This window comes from Saprospira grandis DSM 2844 (genome assembly GCF_000275825.1).
Classification (GTDB): domain Bacteria; phylum Bacteroidota; class Bacteroidia; order Chitinophagales; family Saprospiraceae; genus Saprospira; species Saprospira grandis_A.
Map to the genome: position 1 here is coordinate 2117442 of NZ_JH719942.1, position 2618 is coordinate 2120059.

Sequence of the window (2618 nt, forward strand, 5' to 3'; positions counted from 1 at the left end):
CACCCGAGTTTAATTTCGTTGTTTTCGTTAATAATGCCCCTCAATCCTAAAGGCTTAAAGATTAGAGTTGCGTATGATCCGTATATAAAGGCAATAGGCCCTTTTGGCAAGTAGGCCTTTTTTCTTTTTCTTTCTTAGTTGTTCATCTTAAAACTAGGCCAAGGTTAACAGCTCACTGGAAAATTATTCCAAAATCATTGCAGTACAAAGCTTCGTCTTGACAAAGTCATCATAGAAACGGAGGAGCAAAAGCAATTATTTTATTAAAAATTGCTTTTTTCCCAACTTTCTTTTAGAGGGCTTCGTTTCGCCCCCTTTTTACTCTATTTTTTGACAATTTGGGGCCGAGGACCCACAAAGATAAAAACTATCTGCATAGAATAAAAAAAGTAGCTCCTTTGTCCAGAGCTACTTTTGTTTTTTATTTCCTTCCCTTTCTCCTTATAAAAATCGGGGATTATAAATGACCTTAGCCGGTAATTCTCTACCGATAGGTTCTTGCAAATTATAATTTAACATAATTTCATGCGAGCCCCCATTGAAGTTGCGCAAGCCCGATACACTCAAATCATAGGCATAGGCCATTTTTAGCTGCTTGTTCAGGCGCCAGCCCATCACTAAAACAACGGCATCTAAGCTTTTGCTATCATAACCCCGCAAATTGACCCCTCCATAAAATTGGTCCTGATAATGCGCCAATACACCCAGTTCTGGCTGAAATTTGGTCAAATCGGTTTTCAATAATACGGTCGGCTGCAATTTCCAATCGCCCCGCCCATCCATATCAAAGGTATAAGAGCCCGATAAAAAATAATTTCGGCTGCGCAATTCATGGTCCACCGCCTGATCATTTAAGGCCAAAATAGGCTCGGTCAAATAATTAGAGGATAAGCCCAACTGCAAACGCTCATTTTTATAATATATCCCAAAATCTGCCGTGGCCGATTGCGCCTGACTTACACCCAAGGGAATTACCCCATCATTATGGTCAAAAATTCCACTATCTGTATTATAAGAACCATCTGGCGCCCGAAATGCCCCCCCATCTACCCGCTTTTGCAAGTAGCGAAAAGCCGCACCTATAGATAATTTCCCCTCGCCCAGGTCAATAAAGTAGTTATAAGAAAAACGAAAGTTGGTGTTGGTGTAGGCATTGCCATCCAAGCCCCGATAATCTTGCTCAACCATAAAGCCCAGGCCACTATTAATGTAATTAATGGGCAAATGCGCCGAAAAATTAAAGCTCAAGGGGCTGCCCGCAAAACCGGTCCACTGCTTCCGAAATTGGCCCGTCATGCTCAAGGATTCATCTAAACCCGCATAGGCTGTATTATAATAGTAGGGGTTCCAGGGCTGCAAACTATATTGCACGGCCTGCTGCCCATAGGCATTCCCCAAGAAAAAGAGGGCAAAAAGTAGGAGTAACTGTTTTTTCATGGCTTTTCTTTTTTTATTTGGGGCCTCCGCCTCCTTTTGGTCGTCGGCGGTTACTCCCTTCGGTCGTCGAACTGCGGCCTAAAGTCCTTGTTGTCGTTCCGCAGCTCGCTGCTGTTTTGGGGCCTCCGCCTCCCTTTGGTCGTCGGCGCTACGTTTCGCAGCTCGCTGTTCGCTCGGCCCTGCGGCCTGACGGCCTTGGTCTGCGGTTTCGCCGCACTGCTGCACATCGCTAGGCCGCTCAACAGCCATGTTTTACTAGTACATTTGGCTTCGGCCCTTCTGGCTCTTCCAACGGCTGTCCCCAGCCTAAATCATTGATTTTTAATGATGAAGTGTTTTTATTCTGAACTTTTATTTGCATTATTTTATATAAATGAATAAATTTGCCTGAAACCATTGCAAAAAACCTGACTTCTTCATATAGCCAAATAAACACAATAATCATATTATGGCTGATCCAGGTGACTTCTTAGACAAAAAGTCTGAGGCTAGTAAGAAAGCAGCTGATTTCTTATTGACAAATCGGCATTACAATAGTTCCGTTCATTGTTATTATTACTCTTGTTTTCAGAAAATAAAATCTAAGTTGTTGATTCTTTATAAAGAATCAGAACTAGAGCAAGACCAAAGAAGGCAGAAAGTACCGTCACATGTATTTTATTTAAATAAAATAGATAAGGAACTTGCTGATATTGGAGCTAATGAAAGGGATTTGTTTTTTTTTATAAAAGATCTTAACACCCTTAAACGCTTAAGAAATCAAGCAGATTATGATGATATAGAAGTTAAGGGCCTTGTTGCATAAATCATAATTTACTGACTATTAGTAACTTCTAGCTTGACAGCATTAAGCTCATTTAAAATTTGAATACGCATCAGGACTTCTTGTTTCTGCATTTTAAAGCTGATCGAAGAGAGCCGTTCAGAGAAAAAGTGCTTGAGCCGCATCATTGCAGTTTCGCTTAAATTTCGACGATGATAGCCTAAATCTTGTTTCCAAGCAGCCGCTCCTAACTCCCAGATATATAAAATATCATCATTGCGATAACTATCGACTAGCTCTCCTATTTTTTCCTTTTTTAGGCGAGCATTTTTACGTGGGGGAATCAATGGAACCGCCCCAACCGCACAAATTGCTTCTCGACATTTTGTTTGGTCATAGGCGCCATCTGCATAAACTT

3 protein-coding genes are annotated in these 2618 nt (G+C 41.4%); 1 reads left to right on the forward strand and 2 read right to left on the reverse strand.

The window, feature by feature from the left end; genetic code table 11:
* Positions 1-441: 441 nt before the first annotated feature.
* A complete protein-coding gene (locus SAPGRDRAFT_RS09705) occupies positions 442-1437 on the reverse strand; it encodes a PorP/SprF family type IX secretion system membrane protein (protein ID WP_002659072.1) in 996 nt (331 codons plus the stop codon).
* A 448-nt stretch (positions 1438-1885) separates the two neighbouring features.
* Here SAPGRDRAFT_RS09705 and SAPGRDRAFT_RS09715 point away from each other — a divergent pair, with 448 nt between their 5' ends.
* Positions 1886-2242 (forward strand): hypothetical protein, encoded by a 357-nt coding sequence (locus tag SAPGRDRAFT_RS09715; RefSeq protein ID WP_002659074.1) that lies wholly within the window; start codon positions 1886-1888, stop codon positions 2240-2242.
* An 8-nt stretch (positions 2243-2250) separates the two neighbouring features.
* On the opposite strand, the gene SAPGRDRAFT_RS09720 is transcribed toward SAPGRDRAFT_RS09715, so the two are convergent.
* Positions 2251-2618, reverse strand: a 368-nt coding sequence (locus SAPGRDRAFT_RS09720; protein ID WP_002659076.1) for a transposase, incomplete at its 5' end; no start/stop codon positions are given.

What these genes read in the sequence shown, in the direction of transcription:
- SAPGRDRAFT_RS09705 (WP_002659072.1), bottom strand. Translation starts at nt 1,437, where the DNA reads ATGAAAAAACAGTTACTCCTACTTTTTGCCCTCTTTTTCTTGGGGAAT.
- SAPGRDRAFT_RS09715 (WP_002659074.1), top strand. Translation starts at nt 1,886, where the DNA reads ATGGCTGATCCAGGTGACTTCTTAGACAAAAAGTCTGAGGCTAGTAAG.